The organism is Neofamilia massiliensis (assembly GCF_001299475.1).
GTDB lineage: Bacteria > Bacillota > Clostridia > Tissierellales > Peptoniphilaceae > Neofamilia > Neofamilia massiliensis.
The window spans coordinates 548868-564573 of sequence record NZ_CYUJ01000002.1 but is presented as its reverse complement, the minus strand read 5'-3'; the positions used below and the strand labels follow the sequence as shown (position 1 = coordinate 564573).

Sequence of the window (15706 nt, the reverse complement as noted above, 5' to 3'; positions counted from 1 at the left end):
TCCTTATATGTCTAATAATTCCATAAATGATATTAGTTTTTATTATACCTAAACTTATAGTAAAAAAATAATATGTTTTTTAAGAATTTTTATTGTTTTCTTAACTTTTTTGTTTAAAATTTATTTTTCCTGGGTAATTATAGTATAAGAAAATATTATCTATTTTTAAGTCTTATTAAAATTTCAAGTTTTAAGGCTTTATAAGTAAGGTTGTAGAAAAAAGTTATTGAAAATTTTTTTAGAAAAGAAAAGGAGATATTATGTTAAAAGATATCGCTATAAAAAAAGTTATTAGTTACTTAAACTCTGACCCAGACGAAAATATTCCAAAAGCCTTAGATTGGGCAGAAAAATATTTACCTGGTGTAAAAGACGATCCAAGATTTTATAAAATAAAAGAAGCCGCCTTAGACGAAAACTCAAATTGGTATAAACTTATAAGAAGTATTTGGGACTTAGACGAAGAAGTAAGAGAGACAATTATTGTAAACTTCTTTTTAAACGGCTACTTAGAATGGAAAGACAAACGTCCAAAGCTTATGAAAAAATACGGCTGCTCTATTCCTTGGACCATTTTAATGGACCCAACTAGTGGTTGTAACCTAAAATGTATAGGTTGCTGGGCTGCTGACTACGGCAACAAACTAAACCTAGACTACGAAACCTTAGACTCTATTGTTAAGCAAGGCAAGGACCTTGGCATTTATGTGTACTTATTCTCAGGTGGCGAACCACTTGTAGCAAAAAATAGAATTTTAAAACTTTGCGAAGCCCATCCTGATTGTCTATTTGTTTCCTTTACAAATGGAACTTTAATAGACGAAGACTTTGCCAAGGAAATGCTAAGAGTTAAAAACTTTATCCCAACAATTTCTGTAGAAGGTTTTGAATCTGCAACAGACTTTAGAAGAGGCAACGGAACCTTTAAGAAAATCGAAGAAGCTATGGACATCCTAAGAGACCACAAACTTCCATTTGGAGCATCTTGTTGCTACACAAGTGAGAATATCGATTCCCTATCTTCTGAAGCCTACTTTGACTGGCTAGTTGAAAAAGGAGCCAAGTACGCCTGGTTCTTTACCTTTATGCCAATAGGTGTAAACTCAACTTCAGAATTAATGGCAAGGCCAGAACAAAGAGAAAAGATGTATCATGCAATTAGAGACTTCCGTAAAACTAAACCTCTATTTACCATAGACTTTTGGAATGACGGCGAATATGTTCACGGCTGTATAGCTGGTGGAAGAAACTACCTACACATTAACGCCAACGGCGACGTAGAACCTTGTGCCTTTATCCACTACTCTAACATAAACATAAAAGAAAACTCCCTAATTGAATGTCTACAAAGTGATCTCTTTAAAGAATACCAAGCTGGCCAACCATTTAATGACAACCACCTAAAACCTTGTCCACTATTAGACAATCCTGGTAGACTCCAACAAATGGTCCACAAGTCAAATGCCAAATCAACTGACATGGAGGCGCCAGAAGATGTTGATGACTTAACTGAAAAAGTCTTAGATGCAGCAAAGAATTGGTCACCAACAGCTGATAAACTTTGGGAACAAAGTCAAAAAAATAAATAAGAAACAAATTAAAATAACAGGGTCAGCCTTTAGGGCTCCCCTGTTTTTCTTTTTACAAAAATTAAAAGGGTCAGTCCACAAAAGACAGACCCAAAATTTTATTCCATTATTTAGTTTTCAAAAAAACTGTCCCCGATTTAACCAAATTTTCTATTTCATTATAGTAAAAATTGCATTTAGTTTATAACCTTCACCATCTCTTCTGGCTGAGTTTAAATTTTTGTTTTTAAAAGTGGATTCTCTACAAACTTCTATTTGATCTTCTTTTAACCCAGCTTCTAAAAGGACTTCTAAGTTGGCGTCAACCATTGAAAGTAAATACTTGTCGCCGTGCTCTTTAAAAAATTTATCCCTAGTTGGAAAATCTTCAAAGGCCTGATAGACTTCTTTGCCAACTTCGTAAGAATCAATGTCAATAGATGGACCAATATAGGCTAAGATGTCTTCAATCTTTGACCCAAAGTCATTAACCATACGATCAAGGGCAATTTTAGAAAACTTCTTCGCAGTCCCCCTCCAACCTGAGTGGATGGCACATTGAACTCCCCTCACTGGATCAAATAAAATAATTGGACTACAGTCGGCAAACTTTATTACCAAGGCTATGTCCTTCTTATCAGTAATCAAACCATCAGTTTCTAAAAAATGCCTGCCATAAAAAAATTCTCTGCCACTTTTTCCGTCGCAATATTCAATATTAGTTCCGTGAACTTGTTGGCCAGAATAAATCTCTGTAGGTTCTTGGCCCATGATTTTTAAAATCTCGTCCACTTCGTCTGCAACTTTTTCTCCAATAGACATGGCCCTCATGTGATAGTCGCTTCCAGAAATATAAGATATAAGACCTGAGTCTTTTAATAATTTTGAATTCATCTTCATCCTCCAGTCTCATTATAAGCCATCTAGAAAAATTAATAAAGAAAAAAGGACAGGCCTAACCCATCCTTCTAGCTGTATTTAAAATTTCTTTCTTGATCCAGGTTTTACTATGTCAAGTCCCTTATCACAAAGTGGACAAGACTCGTGGTCGTAGGTATTTATATTAAGGTTAATAGCTGGATAGAGTTTGTAGCCGTTAATTTCTTCCTTGCCACTTCTATTTGCTAGGCAGGCTATGCCAACTATTTCAACTCCATAAGCTTTTAAAGCTTCAATTGCCTCTAGTGAAGACTTGCCTGTTGTAACTACATCTTCTGTAATTAAAACCCTGGCACCCTTTTCTAAAGTAAACCCACGTCTAAGGGTCATCTTATCATTTTCTCTTTCAGTAAACATTGAAGGTTTTTTTAGTTGTCTGGCCACTTCATAGGAGACAATAACTCCACCCATAGCAGGACCAACTACTACATCAATGTCTAAGTCCTTAACCTTGTCTACTGCAATTTTTAAAACTTCTTCAGCCTTGTCAGGATGCATTAGCACCTTTGCACATTGGACATAGCCGTCTGAGTGCTTGCCTGAAGATAATAAAAAGTGTCCTTGTAAAAAGGCTCCACAGTCTTTAAGTATTTTTTCTACATCTGTCATCTTTCTTCTCCTAAATTATTCCTCTAATTTCATCAAGTGATTTAATATTTTGTTCTTCCATAAACTTTTCCATGTCCCTAATTATTTCTGGCATAACTTGTGGATTAATAAAGTTTGCTGTTCCAACTTGGATAGCTGTTGCCCCTGCCATAATAAATTCAATGGCATCCTTGTAGTCCATAATGCCACCAAGGCCAACAACTGGAATAGAAACTGCCTTAGAAACTTCTCTTACCATTCTTAGGGCAATAGGTTTTATAGCTGGACCTGATAGGCCTGCAGTAATATTTTCAAAAACTGCCTTTCTCCTATAAATATCTATGGCCAAGGCGTTAAAAGTATTGACTAAAGACAAGCAGTCAGCCCCAGCTTTTTCGCATTCTCTTCCAACTGCAACTAAGTCGTTGGCGTTTGGCGAAAGTTTTACCATTAACTTCTTGTCTGTCACTTCCCTAACCTTTGACACTACTAAAGCTGCATCTTGGCAAGCCATTCCAAAGGCCATGCCGCCTTCTTTAACATTTGGGCAAGAAATATTTAATTCTATAAAATTAATCTTAGTCTTGTCTAATAGTTTGGCGCCTTCAACATAGTCTTCTAAGGTATTGCCACCTAGGTTTACAAAAATTTCAGTTCCTAGGCTTTCCATAAAGGGAAGTTCTCTTTCAATAAAAACTTCAACAGATGGATTTTGTAGGCCAATTGAGTTCATAATGCCAGACCTAGTTTCATAAATTCTTTGGCCAGGATTGCCGTCTTTTTTATAAAGGGTTGCTCCCTTAGAACAAATTCCTCCTAGAACAGACAGGTCATAAAATTCAGCAAACTCTCTACCGTTGCCAAAGGTTCCGCTAGCTCCTATAACTGGATTTTTTAATTCAATTCCACACAAATTTGTCTTAAGCATTAGAAGACCACCTCACTTGCTAAAAATACTGGTCCATCGTGGCAGACTCTCTTTGTTCCTTCAAGAGTTTTTATTCCACAGCCTAAGCAGACACCAAAGCCACAGGCCATTCTCGCTTCTAAAGATACTTGTAACTTGTCCTTGTCCATGCTATTAGCCAAAGCTTTTAACATTGGCATTGGCCCACAGGCGTAGACCATATCATAAGATTCGTTTTTTTCCTTAATAAGTTGAACAATGTTTCCATGAAAGCCAACCTTGCCATTGTCAGATGAAATATAAATATTGTCTACATGGTCTTTAAAGGCATCTATAAAAAAGTCATAATCTCTAAAACCTGCGTAGAGGTCAACTTGACAATCTAAGGATTTAGCAAGTAAAAGCATTGGAGCAAGGCCTGCTGCCCCAGCAACTATGGCAACTTTTTTGTGGTCACCAAGGTCAAAGCCATTGCCTAGGGGACCTATAAGTTCAATTTCTTCTCCAGTTTTTTTCTTAGATAACATTTCAGTTCCCCTTCCAACAACCATATACAAAAACTTTATTGAATTTTTCTCTAGGTCAACAACTCCAAGTGGACGAGATAAAATTGGATCAGTTTCCCAGTCCTTGAGCATATAAAATTGCCCTGGTTTACCTTCATAGGCACCTTCAACTTCCATTAAGTAAACCCCTTGGCCTAGTGATTCATTTGAAATAATTTTTCTTCTTTCGTACTTATTCATTAAAAATATCCTTTTTCATTGCTTCAACAGCTGCTCTAGCATAGAAGCCAACTTTATCATCGCCGTCATCATATTTTTTGTAGTTATTAATAATTCCCCTAGAAGAATTTACAACTCCTCCATTAAAGTCTGCCAAATAATTTCTAATATCTTCAGCCTTGCCACCTTGGGCCCCGTAACCTGGAATTAAGAAAAAGGCGTTTTTATATTTTTCTCTAATTTCAATGGCCTCTTCGCTGTGAGTTCCACCGACAACCATGCCTAGAGATGAATAACCGCACTTGCCAATAAACTTTTTGCCCATTTCTTCTAACTTGTCGGCAACTGTGTAATAAAGTGGACGTCCGTCTTCTTGGATAAGATATTCTAAATCCTTGGCTCCAGGATTTGAAGTTCTAAGAAGAACAAAAACTCCATGGTCGCCAGACTCTAAATATGGTAAATATGGCTCAATTGAATCAAAGCCCATATAAGGAGACAGAGTTATAAAATCTGTTCTCAGCTCAGATTCAAAGTGGGCCTTAGCATACATTTTTGCAGTAGAAGAAATATCTCCTCTCTTAATGTCGCCAATTGATAAAAGGTCCTTGTCTCTTAAATAGGTCACAGTTTTTTCGTAGGCCCTTAGTCCTTCAAGACCATAGGCTTCGTAAAAGGCTATTTGTGGTTTGAAAATTGCAACAAGGTCAGCAGTTGCGTCAATAATTTCCTTGTTAAAAGCAAATAATCCATCACAAACTCCCAGGTCAGTAAATCTCTTAGGCAAATTGTCAAACACTGGATCTAGGCCAACACAGACAAATCCTCTTTCCTTAACTCTTTCGTATAACTTATCTATAATCAATTTTTGCCTCCGTACATAAGTCTTCCCTTTCTAAAAGTCATTAGCACTTTTCCCTTTAACTTTCTTCCAATAAAAGGAGAGTTTTTACTTTTAGAAACAATATCAGCTTGGCTAACAATATATTCTTCTTCGCAATCAACTAAAACTAAATCAGCCCTGGCCCCTTCTTTAATTTCTCCATGGTCTAGGCCTAAAATCTTTGCTGGATTGTAGGCCATAACTTGAGATAATTTTTCTAAACTCAAATTTCCAGAATCAACTAAGGCAGTATAAGAAGTTGCAAATGCAGTTTCAAGACCAACCATACCTGGTGCACCTTTTTCCTTGTCTTCTTTTGAGTGAGGGGCGTGGTCAGTTGAAATACAATCTATAGTTCCATCTTTTAGCCCTTGGATCAAAGCCTCGTTGTCAGCTTTTTCTCTAATTGGTGGATTGACCCTAAAGTCTTCACCAGCTAAATAAATGTGATGAGGAGTTGTTTCGCAAGTGATGTTAGCACCTTGGGCCTTATAGTCTCTAATAATTTCTACAGACCCCCTAGTTGAAACATGGCTAAAGTGAATTTTCGCTCCAGTAATCTTTGACAAGTAGCTATCTCTTAAAGTGATAATATCTTCAGCCAACCTGTAGTCATAAGGAGAAATTTCTGGATCTTCTCCGTGAACCATAATTCCAATATTGTGTTTTTTCGCTTCAAGGCAGGCTTGGTTCATTACGTGATTAGATAAAATTCCCCTGCCGTCATCAGAAATAAATTTTACATCGTCTCCAAAAGATTCGAAGTCAGTTAATTCTTTGCCTGATAAGTTTTTTGTCACGGCAATGTTTTGATAAAGGTCAATTAAGTCTAAGTCCTTGGACTTTTCTCTTATATAATTATAGATTTCCATATTGTCACAGACAGGTTTTGTATTTGCCATGGCGTAACATATTGTATAGCCGCCTTTTAAAGCTGCCCTTGATCCTGATTCAATGTCTTCCTTGTAGGTGTAGCCAGGATCTCTAAAGTGAACGTGGAGGTCTACAAAAGATGGCATTAGGACTTTTCCAGTTCCGTCAATTACCATGGAATCCTCATAGGCAGAAAGATCTTTTCCTATTTTTTTAATAATCTCATCTTCAATTAATAAATCAGAAATCTTGCTGCCCCTGTGGTCAGTAAGCTTTACATTCTTAATTAAAAACTTCATTACTGTTTGTCCATTTCTAAGAAGTGGTCACAGTAGTGGCACTTGTACTTTTTAGTTTTTGGATCAACTAAGGTAAACTTGCTTTCAATTTCCCTTTCACTTTGGCTAATACATCTTGGGTTTTTGCAAGTGAAAATTCCAGAAAACTCTGTAGGTAGATTTACTTGAATTTTCCTTACGATTTTTTCATCTTCAATAATATTTATAGTAAGATTTTCATCTAAAATTGCTAGGGCTGTTAGATCCATATCAATTTTGTTTTCGATTTTTAAAAGGTCCTTTTTGCCATAGGTTTTTGAATCGGCGTTGGTAATTAAAGCTACCCTATAATCGGCCTTGTCTAATTCTAGAAGTTTATAAATTTCATAGCCTAGGCCTGGTCTAATGTGGTCAATAACAATTCCTTTTTTTATACTAGTAATACTTAACATTATTTACAAACCCCCAATAATTTCATAATAAGTGCCATTCTAACGTACATACCATTTTTAACTTGTTCAAAATACTTGGCCCTTGGGTCAGAGTCAACAGCAACTTCAATTTCATTGACCCTTGGAAGTGGATGAAGGACAATCATGTCGTCCTTGGCCATAGACATTTTTTCAGGTCCTAGAATATAAGAATCCTTTAACCTAACATAGTCAGCCTCGTTAAAAAATCTTTCCTTTTGGACCCTGGTCATGTAGAGAATGTCAAGGTCATGAATAACTTCTTCTAGCCTTTCAACTTCAACAAAGTTGTCAGCTCCGTCTTCAAAAGTAAGTTCCATAACATAGCTAGGAATTCTTAGCTCATCTGGAGAAATAAGATAAAACTTGTTTCCTTTAAACTTGTTCATAGTCTTAAGAAGAGAGTGAACAGTTCTACCAAACTTCAAGTCTCCACAAAGACCAATATTTAAATTTTCAAAAGTCCCCTTGTTTTCAATAATTGTAAGTAGGTCAGTTAGGGTTTGGGTTGGGTGGTAGTGGCCTCCATCGCCTGCATTAATTAGTGGCACATAAGTGTATTCTGATGCAAGCATAGCTGATCCTTCCTTAGGATTTCTCATAGCTAAAATATCGGCATAAGAACCAACAGTTCTAATAGTATCAATTAGTGATTCGCCCTTGGCAGTAGATGAAGAAGCAGCTTCAGAAAAACCAATAACTTGGCCTCCTAGCCTTAGCATAGCAGATTCAAATGAAAGTCTAGTTCTAGTTGAAGGCTCAAAAAAAAGAGTTCCTAAAATCTTATTCTTACAAACATTAGAATAATCATCTGGACTCTTAATAATATCACGAGCTAAATCCATTAATTCGTATAATTCTTCAACGCTTAAATCGTCAGGACTTACTAAATTTCTTCCTTTTAACATTTTCTAGTCTCCTTATAGTAAATTAAAACAAAACCTGATAACTAAAAAATTTCTCGTGGAAATAATGTTATCCTTTTTGAACTCACAGGTTCAATTTAAAGGTCTTTTTCAAATTAAATATTACAACTTAGCAGATAGAATGTCAAATTATTTTATGACATTTCAAAAATTATAAATGTACAAAAACTTTAAAAACTTGAATTACACTTAATTTACACCTTAGATTGGTTGACAAGGCAGGTCATTTATTATAAAATAGATAAGCATTGGTTAAGGAGAGATGGCTGAGCTGGCTGAAGGCGCTCGCCTGGAAAGCGGGTATACGTTAATAGCGTATCAGGGGTTCAAATCCCCTTCTCTCCGCCAGTAGAAAATTTGCCGTACTAGACGGGGATTTAGCGGGACCTTGTAACCTGCAGTCCGCTACAGCAGGGTTGACCACTATCAAGAGGGGCCAACTTGTCGAGTTTGCCGCAAGCAAGTGGCAGTGACGATTGGGTCTTGTGCAACGAATGCTTGTGAACCGTGTCAGGTCCGGAAGGAAGCAGCACTAAGCAATGATTTTTCGTGTGCCACAAGGGTGCCTGGTCTGAGTTAACTACTTGTGTACCATCGGGAAGTTGTCTTCGAAGTTAGGGTACGGCATACATAGGGAAGGAATTATAGCCTTCCCTTTTTAATACTTGGGGCCGAATATGGCTTCGACGGGGATTTTGAATCAACATAAGCGAGTCGTTTTTTGAGACAAAACGTAAAACAGCTCAAAACAAATAAACAACGAAAATAATAATTTCGCATTTGCAGCTTAATTAAGCTTGCATTCACCATCTAGGCTCCCCATAGGCCTAGGCACTGGTGTCAACTATATGGGAAACAAATCTTTCTAAGTCGCCATAAGAAAGAGGGTAACTATGACGATATAACAAGAAGGACTTGTCTGTTAGAACTTCTTGTCGAATAAAAATATAATAGACTCCACTCGAAGAAAGTGTTGTGGACGAGTTTTCGGACGTGGGTTCGACTCCCACCGGCTCCACCATAAAGATTTAAAACCAGGATATAGTCCTGGTTTTTTGTTTACAAAGAAAAAATCCCTGAGTCTAACTCAAGGATTTAAACTTATAAATATTCAATTAGCTCATTAATATTTTCTATAAATTACTTCTTCTTTCCTCTATTAAATCTAACAACTCTTTTAAATCTTCCTCAGTAGCATAATTATTTATAAAATTTTTTGCAGTAGACTTATAAGAATATCTTTTTGATTTTTCCCTATTTTCTTGCTGCCATTTTTCTTTAGCTTTTCTTTGTGCTTCAGTTGTTGTAAATTCAGTCATCTTATTTCCTCGTTTCTTTATAAGCATCTAAACTAATCACTAAGGCTAATTATTAATGATATATACCTAAGTTTTTATTCTCTACAAATTTTTTCTTCTCTCTTCTATCCAAGCTTCAACTTCTTTCAGATCATCTTCATCGGCATAGTTTAAAATATAATTTCTGCCGCCTCTTCTATAGCTTGCCTTTCTTGCTTTTTCTGGATTTTTCTTTTCCCAATTTCTAGTCGCTCTAATTTGAGCTTCACTTGTTTTGTTTTCTGTCATTTTTTAACTCCTTTCCTACCTAACCATAAGAGGAATAATTTCTTCTTCGACGAAGCTCTTATATTCTTCTCTCAAATTTTTTCTATACTTTAACTTAGTAAGTTGCTCGGAGGAATTTTTGTTGTATTCGTCTAGGTTGCCGCTGCCTACTAGTTCTTTTTCGCCTAGCTGGTTTCTATCCTTGTCTACTACATAATTTTCTGCGACAAAGTCTAGGCTGTCTTTATCAACTGCCCACTTAGATGCAAATTCTTTTATCTTAGATTCATATCTGTCTCTAAATCTTTGGTCTATTAAAACTCCAATGTCCTTATCTTTAAAGGCCTGGTCGTCGTCTTTAATTTCTTCCCAAAGCTGTCTAACAATAAGACCTGCCTTTGGATTGCCACTTTCGTAGTCTTTGAGAATTTTTTCGATTTCTGCATTTTTCTTTGCTTGTTCTTTAATGTCTCTGGATTTTTCTTGAGCTGAAGTTCTAAAGTCAACTGTAGATTGGATCAGCTGGATAATATAATTGTAGTCGATTTTTGCACTGCGGACTCCACGAAACTCGTAGTCAATGTCTAAGAAATTATCTTCCACAATATGATCTGGAAGTTTTGGCAAGGCTGCCTTAATGTTTTCGTACCTGCCTAAGTATTCCTCAATAGTCTCAGCTGTCAAATTATATGCATCAGCAATTTCCCTATCCACATCTGCATCTTCGTAGTCCCTGTAGACCCTTGCTGCAGAATAAAACTTATCAAAAGCCTGGAAGGCTGCTACAAATTCAATTTTATCTTCAAGGTCCACTAAGTCGTCAGTGGCTTCAGGTCTCGGTGCAATGTTTTTAAGCCTTTCAATAGAGTCAATAAAACTTTTATAAACTTCTTCATAAGCTGGAGCCTGAACAAAGTCCTCGCCGCCATTTGAATATAAGACCAGGGCTTTCTTAACTTTTTCTTCATACAAATTTGGTTTTTGAAAAGTTACAATTTGGCCAAAATCTTTTGTGGCATCAAAAATTCTGTTAGTCCTAGAAAAAGCTTGGATCAAACCGTGAGGACTAAGAGGCGGCCTATCTAAAAATAAAATTCGAAGAGACGGCGCATCAAAGCCAGTTAAAAGTCTATCTACAACAATAACTAGGTCCAACTGCTCAGAGCGAACAAAGAACTTAGAATTTTTTCTCGCCAACCTGTTGTTGACGTCAATATTATAAGAGCCAAGGTTTGAAATATCAAAAGAAGTGGAATAAAAGTCGTTGTAATTTTTAAGTGACTCCATCATCTTTTCCATTGACGGTCTCGTTTCTTCTTCGTTGTCGGCAATAGAATAAGTAATTGCTATACGAGGAAAGTCGCTATCAAGCCTTTTCACCTTGTCAAAAATTTTTACCTTTTCGTTTTTCCCTGCCTTTACTTCCATGAAGAGTTCATAGTATCTTTGGGCCAAGGGAATTGACGAAACTGATAGAAGAGCAGAATAAGGAGTCGCATTTTTTAATCCAAACTTTTCCACCGACTTGTTAACTATCCTATCAATAACAGCCAGCATGTGGTCGTCTCTCTCATAATAGTCCCTAGGAATTTTTTCTTCTCGGGCTATATCATCAAGGGCAGAAACATCTAACTTTGGATTTGCCTTTTCAAGAATGTCAACAATGTCGTCTTCAGAAATTGTAGAATTGTATTCAATATTAAAACCAAGAACAGCCTGGTCCTTAATTGCTTCTTTTACAGTGTACTGGTGGATGCGGTCGCCGTATTGTTCTTCAGTAGTTTCAGGAAGATCTCCAGGAGACTTTCTCTTAGACTCGGCGAAAATTGGCGTGCCAGTAAAGCCGTACCAAAGAGGATCCACATAAAAAAACTTATTTATCTCAGCTTGTTTCTCAGGAGAAACTGCCCTGTGACACTCGTCGACAACAAAGGCAAGTTTTTTATTTCTAATTTTTTCGTATTTAGGATTCGAAGAATTTTCTGCCTTCTTCATAAGATAGTGGAGCTTTTGAATAGTAGTAATGACCACAGCCCTTTCATCAGAAGCAAGTTTTTTCTCTAAGAGGACAACAGACTCAGTGCCATCAATGTCAATAGTATCTAGCTCAGCATAAGACTCAAAAGACGAAGTCGTCTGCTGGTCAAGGTCCCTTCGATCTACAATAAAAATCGTCTTGTCAATGCTTGGAATGCCTAAAAGATTTTTCGAAACCTTGTAAGAAGTTAAAGTCTTCCCTGACCCAGTTGTGTGCCAAACATAACCAGACCTAGACCTAGAGGCGAAAGATTTCACCCCTTCAATGGCGTGGATCTGATAAGGGCGAAGGAGAATTATGGCCTTTCTATCAAAATCTAAAACCGAATAATCAGTAACCATTTGATGAGCCATAGGAATTCGTAGAAGTTCTTCAGCAAAGGAAATATAATTATCAACAGGCTCATTGTTAACATCGACCCAACGAGTTAGAAACTGAGAGTTGAGTTTTTCAAAAGGAGCTGCTGCAATGTACCTAGTCTGACTGCCGTTAGAAACTACAAACATCTGAACAGCAGAAAAAATTCCCGTAAAAAATCCAGCCTGCAAGTAATTTTTAATTTGCTTAAAGGCAGTAAAATAAGTATCGGATTTTTTCTTTAGCTCAATTTGGATCATAGGCAGGCCGTTAATCATTAAAGTCACATCAAACCTGCCTCGATCGCCTATCCTAGACTTGTCAGTTTGGAACTGGTTAATAAGTTCATAAACAGAAGTCCCGCCAGCAACATCAAGGCGGTTAAGGACATTTAGCCTAATAGTTCCAAGACTTGCGTCTTCCCTTTGGACCTCAACTTTGGCTATGCCATTTTCTCCTACCAACCATTTGGCAGCAGAGAAAAAGTTTGGGAAGTTGAGTTGGTTTTTTATTTGAGAAAACTCCTGGTCAGTTAAGGGCCTATCTTTTAAGACAGCCTTGTTGTTTCTCTCTAAAATATTTTTAAAATTCTCCCAAAGCTTGGCTTCATTGTCAAGATCAGGCCTATAAGTCCACTGGGAAATATCGCTGGTCAGCCTCTTTATTAAATTTTCTTCCATTATAGCTTCGTCTGTAGTCTTTATCATAAGTCACCTTTTAATTCTTAACTTTAAACAAACATTTTTTGTAAAAGAGATTTTTTCAAAGTCTTATAGCCTTCAAGCCTTTCTTCTTCTCTAAGGATTTTTTCGTCAAGGGATCTAAAGAGATTGCCTATGGCTTCTTGTTCTGGGATAGATGGGACTTCTATTTTAAATGTTACTAAATCTTTTCTTGTTATTTGTGGTTGACCACTACCTGTTACAATTCTTTTTAAATTTTTGCAAGACAATAAGTTATAAAAAAAATATTTATTTAGTTCTTTACATTTATCAATATTAACAACCATAGAATTTCCAGTTATCCAAGTAAATGCTTTTACATAATTTACAAGTCCAGAATTCTCTCCTCGGCAACTTATTGTTACTTGATCTGTTTCGTGATTGTATTTATCATAAGATCCAATATATCCATTGGCTCCAAAGACTTTGTATTTGCCATCATTTATAAAATCATTTGCAGTGATAGTTTTTGGTTGATATATTTCTATATTATCAATTTCACTTAACTTTTTCTCTTCCCAATCTCCACTAAAGCCCTTTAGCCTTAATTCTGGAAACTTCTGACCTTTTTTTGGAAAGAGTTTTTGAAGAAGGGCTTGCTTTAGTCTTTTATTTTCTTCGACAACTTTTCCTTGCAAGTCTATAGTCTGGTCCAAGCTTTCAAAAAGCCTGCCAATTTCTTTTTGTTCTTGTAAATTTGTTTTCATTATTTCAAGTTTTCGAATGTTTTCCATATTCAAAGTAGCTTGAGATGATTCTGTTATATATCTTCTAATAACTTTATTAAAATATTCTGTCCTGCTTATATTGTTGATATAGAATAAAGGATTTTCATTTTGATTTAATCTTATTCTTGCAACATTAGGAGCTAAATAAAATTTATTATTTTCTGGAATAATAGCTGTTTCTCCAACTGTTCCTGTATAGGTAAAAATTATATCTCCCTTAAAAAGTTTGCTCCTTTCAAGTTTATCTAAATTACTATCATCTATATATTTCACATCATTAAGATTGAGTTTGCCTTCTTTTACATTTAATCCTCGAATTGCCACAATACTTCCTTCGTCTGAATAATTAACATGTTCTGTAAATTCAAATCCAGCCATTTTAGATATATTTGAAATATTACCTAACTTATCCTCTTTCCAATCTCCTACAAAGCCTTTAAATCTTATTTCTGGTATATTTCTTTTTTCCATATTATTCACCGAATATTCCTTGAAGAAAATTATCTAAGTCTTCTTGGGCTGAGGCTGATGTTCCTACTAGATCTTTTAGAAGAATTTTTAATTCATCTTCTGCTGCCTTTAAATCTGCTTGAGTTTCTCTTAAAGACTTTGAAACTTCTGCTAGGGGGATCTCCTCCTCTTCTTCAAAGGTGTCTACGTATCTTGGGATATTTAGATTAAATTCGTTTTCTTCTATTTCCTTAAAGTCTGCCAGATAGGAATATTTTTCTATAGTCTCCCTCTTCCTATAAGTCTGAATAATTTTTTCTATATGGTCATCTCTTAGAATATTTTGGGTCTTAACTTTTTCGAAATCATTTGATCCGTCTATAAAGAGGACTGACCTGTCTTCCTTATTTTTCTTTAGGACCATAATAATTGTCGGTATAGAGGTGTTAAAAAATATATTTGCTGGCAGGCCAATTATGGTGTCGATGTTTCCGTTTTCTAATAATTTTTGGCGGATCTTTCCCTCTGCCCCTCCTCTAAAAAGTGGTCCGTGAGGAAGGACAATTGCCATTACGCCATCGTTTTTAAGATGATAAAAACCATGGAGCAAAAATGCCAAGTCGGCACTTGACTTTGGTGCTAGAACTCCGAAAGGGGCAAATCTTTGGTCGTCTAAAAATCCCTTGTGGGCAGACCATTTTGCAGAGTATGGCGGATTCATTAAAACCATGTCGAAGTTAGTCGGCTCATCTACTGGCCAGTCGGCGTCAAGAGTGTCTCCGTTTCTCAGGTGCTGGTTTTCTATTGGCACCCTGTGAAGGATCATATTCATTCTCGCCAGATTAAAGGTGGACGTGTTTAGTTCTTGGCCAAAGTAGTTTATAGTTTTAGTTTCGTTAGAATATTTTTTTGCATTTAATAAAAGAGATCCACTGCCCATTGTTGGATCATATGCCGATAATCCCTTTTTGTTTTCCTTGCCGTCAATGGCAATTCTCGTCATTAGATGGGAAACTGATTGGGGCGTATAGAATTCTCCTGCTTTCTTCCCAGATTCTGATGCAAATTGGCCTATTAAGTATTCGTAGGCATCTCCAAGGACGTCGCCTTTTGTCTTTGCAAAGTTTAGGGGAGCCAGGGTTAGCATTATTTTTGAAATGGTTTCGTTTTGCTTTTGTGGGGTTTGGCCTAGCTTTTTTGAGTAGAGGTCTATGTCTTCAAATAGATTTTCGTAGGCTGGGTCTGATTGTTCCAGGTCGCGAAAGCCTTGTTGGAGGTCTTCTAGTTGGAAACTTTTGTTTTTGATTTCCTTTATAAGAGCGCCAAAGGTGAGTTCTACTTTTAGGTTAAAGGAGTATTCGTATTTTAGTTCGTTTAGAAGTTCTTCCCTGTCTTCTAAAGTTCCTTCTTCCATATAGGATTCAAAGATCATTTGGGCTTCGTCTATATCCTCTGTCTCCTCGCCTATTAGGTCTGCTGCCTTTAGGACCATGTTGTCTGATAGGAATTTATAAAAAATAAGGCCTAACAAATATGATTTATATTCATTGGCATCCATTTTCGATCTCAATATGTCAGCTGAGTCCCAAAGTTTTTGGTAAAGCTCTTGTGTCCTAGTCATTTTATTCCTCCGTCTTTGTCTTTTTCTTATGTTTATTATAACAAAGGAAAATGTTTTTAGCGAATTTA

The 15706-nt window shown here is 36.4% G+C and carries 14 protein-coding genes, 1 tRNA gene and 2 other RNA genes; 4 read left to right on the top strand and 13 right to left on the bottom strand.

All coding sequences use genetic code 11. From position 1 onward, the window contains the following. The first annotated feature begins 260 nt into the window (after window positions 1-260). The gene (locus BN2667_RS02725; protein WP_154865140.1) at window positions 261-1589 is read left to right on the top strand and encodes a radical SAM protein; all 1329 of its coding nucleotides are present in this window, start codon (window positions 261-263) and stop codon (window positions 1587-1589) included. A gap of 150 nt (window positions 1590-1739) precedes the next feature. Here BN2667_RS02725 and pgeF read toward each other — a convergent pair whose 3' ends face one another. From pgeF to pyrB, 8 genes are all read right to left on the bottom strand, one after another. Next, entirely contained in the window at window positions 1740-2462 is a 723-nt protein-coding gene (gene pgeF, locus BN2667_RS02720; RefSeq protein ID WP_054251789.1) for a peptidoglycan editing factor PgeF, read from the bottom strand. A gap of 84 nt (window positions 2463-2546) precedes the next feature. Next, window positions 2547-3116, bottom strand: coding sequence for an orotate phosphoribosyltransferase (gene pyrE, locus BN2667_RS02715; protein WP_054251788.1), 570 nt, complete (start codon window positions 3114-3116; stop codon window positions 2547-2549). 10 nt (window positions 3117-3126) lie between these two features. Further along, window positions 3127-4023: a dihydroorotate dehydrogenase gene (locus tag BN2667_RS02710; protein ID WP_054251787.1), complete on the bottom strand. Its 897-nt coding sequence runs from the start codon at window positions 4021-4023 to the stop codon at window positions 3127-3129. Further along, complete coding sequence (locus BN2667_RS02705; RefSeq protein ID WP_054251786.1) at window positions 4023-4748, bottom strand: dihydroorotate dehydrogenase electron transfer subunit; 726 nt, start codon at window positions 4746-4748, stop codon at window positions 4023-4025. The genes BN2667_RS02710 and BN2667_RS02705 overlap by 1 nt, the downstream gene beginning before the upstream one ends. After that, on the bottom strand, window positions 4741-5592 hold the full coding sequence (gene pyrF / locus BN2667_RS02700; protein ID WP_054251785.1) for an orotidine-5'-phosphate decarboxylase: 852 nt from the start codon (window positions 5590-5592) through the stop codon (window positions 4741-4743). Before pyrF ends, BN2667_RS02705 begins: the two co-directional genes overlap by 8 nt. Then, on the bottom strand, window positions 5589-6782 hold the full coding sequence (locus tag BN2667_RS02695; protein ID WP_054251784.1) for a dihydroorotase: 1194 nt from the start codon (window positions 6780-6782) through the stop codon (window positions 5589-5591). Before BN2667_RS02695 ends, pyrF begins: the two co-directional genes overlap by 4 nt. Continuing rightward, a complete protein-coding gene (locus BN2667_RS02690) occupies window positions 6782-7213 on the bottom strand; it encodes an aspartate carbamoyltransferase regulatory subunit (RefSeq protein ID WP_054251783.1) in 432 nt (143 codons plus the stop codon). Before BN2667_RS02690 ends, BN2667_RS02695 begins: the two co-directional genes overlap by 1 nt. Continuing rightward, window positions 7213-8139 carry an aspartate carbamoyltransferase gene (gene pyrB / locus BN2667_RS02685; protein ID WP_054251782.1) on the bottom strand — a complete coding sequence of 309 codons (927 nt, stop codon included), beginning with the start codon at window positions 8137-8139 and terminating at the stop codon, window positions 7213-7215. The genes BN2667_RS02690 and pyrB overlap by 1 nt, the downstream gene beginning before the upstream one ends. Before the next feature lie 274 nt (window positions 8140-8413). Between pyrB and BN2667_RS02680 the strand changes: the two genes are divergently transcribed. The 3 genes from BN2667_RS02680 to ssrA all read left to right on the top strand — a co-directional run bounded on the left by BN2667_RS02680 (window position 8414) and on the right by ssrA (window position 9178). Further along, a tRNA-Ser gene (locus tag BN2667_RS02680) sits at window positions 8414-8505 on the top strand. A 12-nt stretch (window positions 8506-8517) separates the two neighbouring features. Then, window positions 8518-8782: signal recognition particle sRNA large type (gene ffs, locus BN2667_RS09140), an RNA gene on the top strand. Between the two features lie 42 nt (window positions 8783-8824). Further along, window positions 8825-9178: a transfer-messenger RNA gene (gene ssrA / locus BN2667_RS09135) on the top strand. A gap of 112 nt (window positions 9179-9290) precedes the next feature. Here the strand turns inward: ssrA and BN2667_RS02675 are convergent. From BN2667_RS02675 to BN2667_RS02655, 5 genes are all read right to left on the bottom strand, one after another. Further along, complete coding sequence (locus BN2667_RS02675; RefSeq protein ID WP_054251781.1) at window positions 9291-9476, bottom strand: hypothetical protein; 186 nt, start codon at window positions 9474-9476, stop codon at window positions 9291-9293. An 81-nt stretch (window positions 9477-9557) separates the two neighbouring features. Next, window positions 9558-9743: a hypothetical protein gene (locus BN2667_RS02670; protein ID WP_054251780.1), complete on the bottom strand. Its 186-nt coding sequence runs from the start codon at window positions 9741-9743 to the stop codon at window positions 9558-9560. A gap of 15 nt (window positions 9744-9758) precedes the next feature. Then, entirely contained in the window at window positions 9759-12824 is a 3066-nt protein-coding gene (locus BN2667_RS02665) for a type I restriction endonuclease subunit R, EcoR124 family (protein WP_054251779.1), read from the bottom strand. A 23-nt stretch (window positions 12825-12847) separates the two neighbouring features. Continuing rightward, a complete protein-coding gene (locus BN2667_RS09415) occupies window positions 12848-14038 on the bottom strand; it encodes a restriction endonuclease subunit S (RefSeq protein ID WP_075967857.1) in 1191 nt (396 codons plus the stop codon). A 1-nt stretch (window position 14039) separates the two neighbouring features. After that, a complete protein-coding gene (locus BN2667_RS02655; protein WP_054251778.1) occupies window positions 14040-15638 on the bottom strand; it encodes a type I restriction-modification system subunit M in 1599 nt (532 codons plus the stop codon). Window positions 15639-15706: the final 68 nt, after the last annotated feature.